Annotated in this window: 4 protein-coding genes and 1 pseudogene; 2 read left to right on the forward strand and 3 right to left on the reverse strand. The window is 62.2% G+C overall.

Features of this window, described 5'->3' with window-relative positions:
- Nucleotides 1-162 precede the first annotated feature (162 nt).
- Nucleotides 163-755: pseudogene (locus OKB81_RS19675) on the reverse strand (MliC family protein).
- 110 nt (nucleotides 756-865) lie between these two features.
- Nucleotides 866-1,234, reverse strand: a complete 369-nt coding sequence (locus OKB81_RS19680) for a DUF2061 domain-containing protein (RefSeq protein WP_039040193.1) — start codon at nucleotides 1,232-1,234, stop codon at nucleotides 866-868.
- A gap of 179 nt (nucleotides 1,235-1,413) precedes the next feature.
- On the opposite strand from OKB81_RS19680, the gene OKB81_RS19685 reads away from it, so the two are divergent.
- On the forward strand, nucleotides 1,414-1,635 hold the full coding sequence (locus OKB81_RS19685; RefSeq protein ID WP_010675517.1) for a hypothetical protein: 222 nt from the start codon (nucleotides 1,414-1,416) through the stop codon (nucleotides 1,633-1,635).
- Nucleotides 1,636-1,749: 114 nt separating this feature from the next.
- Here the strand turns inward: OKB81_RS19685 and OKB81_RS19690 are convergent, their stop codons facing one another.
- Nucleotides 1,750-2,346 (reverse strand): FMN-dependent NADH-azoreductase, encoded by a 597-nt coding sequence (locus OKB81_RS19690; protein WP_102948404.1) that lies wholly within the window; start codon nucleotides 2,344-2,346, stop codon nucleotides 1,750-1,752.
- Between the two features lie 109 nt (nucleotides 2,347-2,455).
- Here OKB81_RS19690 and OKB81_RS19695 point away from each other — a divergent pair, with 109 nt between their 5' ends.
- Nucleotides 2,456-3,385, forward strand: a complete 930-nt coding sequence (locus OKB81_RS19695) for a LysR family transcriptional regulator (protein ID WP_160839289.1) — start codon at nucleotides 2,456-2,458, stop codon at nucleotides 3,383-3,385.
- The last annotated feature ends 129 nt before the right edge of the window (nucleotides 3,386-3,514 follow it).

Genomic DNA, 3,514 nt, shown 5'->3' on the forward strand with positions numbered 1-3,514 from the left:
TACTGGTAACCCATTGATATTAAATGACTAAAATTTTCATTTTTTGTTCTTGGGATACTTGTTCGCACTTTCCATAGGTAAAAGGGGGCGAGCGGCCACCAACTGGTGACCCACTTGCTGCCTGTTCGGGAGTGGTTGCCCGGCCTCTGGCCTGGCGGGGGATCAGTTGCCCGGGATCTCGTTGCAGTTGAGGGTGGGCTGACCGTAGCGCTCCAGCCTGGCGTCGCTCCCCTTGGTCCAGAGGGTGAGGTTTTGCCCCTCGTACCGGGCGCCGCTGGCGCTGGGGGTCTCATAGGCGAGCACCTGCTGCTGGTTGTTACCCTCGCTCAGGTTGATCATGGCGGCGGGCCGCTTGGCCTCGTTGTAGAAGTAGGTGGAGAGGGTGACGCTCTTGCCGCACTGGTAATCGACCGGCGTCGGTACTCTCAGCTGGCCCCTTTTATCTGCAACTCGGTGATCCGCAACTGGTAGCTCTCTTCCACGCACTGGCGCAGATCGCCCGCCTTCCAGCAGTCGTTGCGCCCCTTGATCCAGCCGCGCTGGATGGCACGCTCGCTCTTCTGCTGCTCGGGGGAGAACCCGGCAATCGCCTTGGGATAGAGGGCTGACAGCTCGTTATCCAGCGCAGCCAGTCCGGCATCCTTGCAGATAAGGGTTTCGGCGGCGCCTTTCGTCTTGGCGCACTCGAAGGACGGGGTGGCCGCCGCGGCCAGCAGAGGGGAAAACAGCAGGGTTCCAAGCAAAATCTTGTTCATCGACAGGGCTCCAACAGGGGGCGTGATGCCCCGTGATCAGAGCACACTTTACACCCGAAGTAGGCAGGTGCACCCCGTGTTTTTGGGTGCCGGGCGGCCCTGCATGGCAATCAGACACCGGCCAGCGCCAAGGTCTGGCGGCTGCGCCACAGCCGCTCGTGGAAGAAGAAGACGACGGTGTTGATGGCAGGTTCGATCAGTGCCATCACGCCGCCGGTGAGCAGCTCACCACTCAGCAGGTAGGCGACACCGAAGGCCACCGAGAAGTGGACCAGGGCGAAGCTGCTAGTCTTGGCCTGCAGGCTGTGGTGGGGCTTGAGCTTGTGCCAGCCAAGGTCGTGGAAGTAGAAGGCGACCGTGTTCACGGCGGGCTCGATGAGGGCGATCAGGCTGGCGGTGAGCAGTTCGCCGGTCAGCAGGTAAGCCACGGTGAAGGCGACACAAAAGTGCAGGATGGCGAAGCTGATGGTCTTTTTCATGGTGGTGTCTCCTCTGGCGATGAAGGCAGTATCACCCAGAACCCCATCAAATGAAAACCATTCTCATCTATTGGCGAAATAGAAAATGCCTATCGACCAGGAAGGCACCACCAGATAGGGAGTTGCCCGGGACCGCAACGGCGCTAGAGTGTGCCTTTTGCCATGAAAAAGGAGCTTTCATGACCATCAACTCCAACCTGTTTGTTCTCTTCATGCTGCTGCTGATGATCGTCGTCGGCGTGGTGGCCTGGCGACTGGCCCGGCGCAAGAGCCGCCACCCGGGGCTTGTCACCTTCCTGTGCGTGCTGCTCTGCCTGGTGCCGCCCTTTGCCCTGCTGGCGCTGCTCATTCTGGCGCTCTGGCGGGACATGCCCGCAGGCCCCGATGCCAGACAAGCCTAGTCCCCCTCAGCCGCCACTGCCGCAGTCATAGAAAAGCCCCTTGCGGGGCTTTTTTACTTGGAATGTCCCGCGCAGCAGGCGGCCGGTTGGAAGGGGCAAGATCGGGTGATGGCCCTACCTGCCGAGGCCAGCGATCCGAGCATGGGCTTCGCGCATTCCCTGTTCCGCCCCGTGGGGGTGCAGATCCATCCCCTCTGCGTAGACGAAGTCCACCGGGATGCCCATCAGGCCGAGCACGGACTCGAGGTAGGGGGTGACCGCATCTGTCGTCTGTCCCTGATGCACGCCGCCGCGGCTGCTGAACACCAGGGCGTTGACCCCCTCCACCAGCCCCATGGGGTAGGTGTCGGTGTAACGGAAAGTCACCCCGGCCCGTGCCACCAGATCGAACCAGTTCTTGAGGGGTGTCGGTACATTGAGGTTGTACATGGGGGCGCCGATCAGCAGCAGGTCGGCGGCCTTGAGTTCGGCAATCAGCCGATCCGACAGCGCCACCGCCTGCCGGATGGCCTCATTGGCCGGTTCAGCCCCGCGCAGGGCGTGAAACAACGGGCTGTCGAGGACGGGCAAGTCGAGGGCGGTCAGGTCACGCACCACCACCTGGTCCTGATGGCCCTGCTCCCGGCGTGTTTGCAGGAAGCGCTCCATCAACTGGTTGGTGCGGGATACGGGGCCGTTGAGGCTGGATTGCAGCAGCAGGATCTGGCTCATGAGGGAAACTCCATCTGAAACGTGTGAAGAATGAAGGGAGCTTACCAGTCATTTTTTTCCGCAGTGCTGATAGTATTTCGCCATATTGGTTCCAAAAGGTATGCAATAGATGGCAAACACGCTCAATGGCATCGATCTCTTCGCCACCGTGGTGGAGGCGGGCAGCTTCGCCCAGGCGGCGGAGCGGCTTCACCTCACCCGCTCGGCGGTGGGCAAGGGGGTGGCGCGGCTGGAGCTGCGTCTCGGCGTGCAACTGTTTCATCGCACCACCCGCAGCCAGAGCCTGACCGAGGAGGGGGCGCTCTTCTATCGCCACTGCCTGCGGGCGCTGGAGGAGGTACGTCTTGGGGAAGCGGCGCTGGCCACCAACAAGCTTACCCTCAACGGCAGATTGAAGGTCTCCATGCCGGTCCTGTTCGGCCAGCAGTGCGTGGCCCCCATTTTGCTGGCGCTGGCGAAGGCGCATCCCGGGCTGGCCCTGGAGCTGTCGTTCAGCGATCGCAAGGTGGATCTGGTGGAGGAGGGGATGGATCTGGTGATCCGCAACGCAGAGCCGCCGGACAGCCTGGATCTGGCGGCGCGCAGGCTCGGGGAGCACGGCATGACGCTTTGCGCCTCGCCCGCCTATCTGGCCGAGCGGGGGGAACCTGTGACCCTGGCTGAGCTACCGGATCATGAGTGCATTGCCTATCTGCGCCAGGGGCGGGTGCTGTCGTGGTGGTGGCAGGAGGCCGAGGCATGGCGCGAAGTCCAGCCCAGAGGGCGGTTGCAGATGGACGATCTCAACGCCATCACCCAGGCAGCCATCGCGGGCTTTGGTCTCGCCTGGCTGCCGACCTGGCTGGCGCGGCCTCACCTTGAGCGGGGCGAGCTGCGCGAGCTGCTGGCCCGATTGCCGGGTCGGCGCTATCCCATCAACGCCCTCTGGCCCCGTGGTCCGCATCTGCCCCTCAAGACCCGGCTCGCCATCGACTGGTTGGCGAGCCGCCTGCCCGAGCAGCTGGCCAGCGTGAACGTGCCGGGTCATCAGCCCCAATGAAAAAGGGCCTGCTGTGACAGCAATGCTGTTCAGATAAGCACTTTTTTGACTGATTATACCAATCGGATTAAACATTAGGTCAGTTTTATCCAATCTCGGCTACAAAGTGACATCACCCGCTCCACATCG

Origin of the sequence: Aeromonas sp. QDB56 (genome assembly GCF_027705505.1) — a bacterium.
Taxonomy (GTDB): domain Bacteria; phylum Pseudomonadota; class Gammaproteobacteria; order Enterobacterales; family Aeromonadaceae; genus Aeromonas; species Aeromonas caviae.

Coding starts and splice junctions, on each gene's coding strand:
- OKB81_RS19685 (WP_010675517.1), top strand. CDS start 1,414: ATGACCATCAACTCCAACCTGTTTGTTCTCTTCATGCTGCTGCTGATG.
- OKB81_RS19680 (WP_039040193.1), bottom strand. CDS start 1,234: ATGAAAAAGACCATCAGCTTCGCCATCCTGCACTTTTGTGTCGCCTTC.
- OKB81_RS19695 (WP_160839289.1), top strand. CDS start 2,456: ATGGCAAACACGCTCAATGGCATCGATCTCTTCGCCACCGTGGTGGAG.
- OKB81_RS19690 (WP_102948404.1), bottom strand. CDS start 2,346: ATGAGCCAGATCCTGCTGCTGCAATCCAGCCTCAACGGCCCCGTATCC.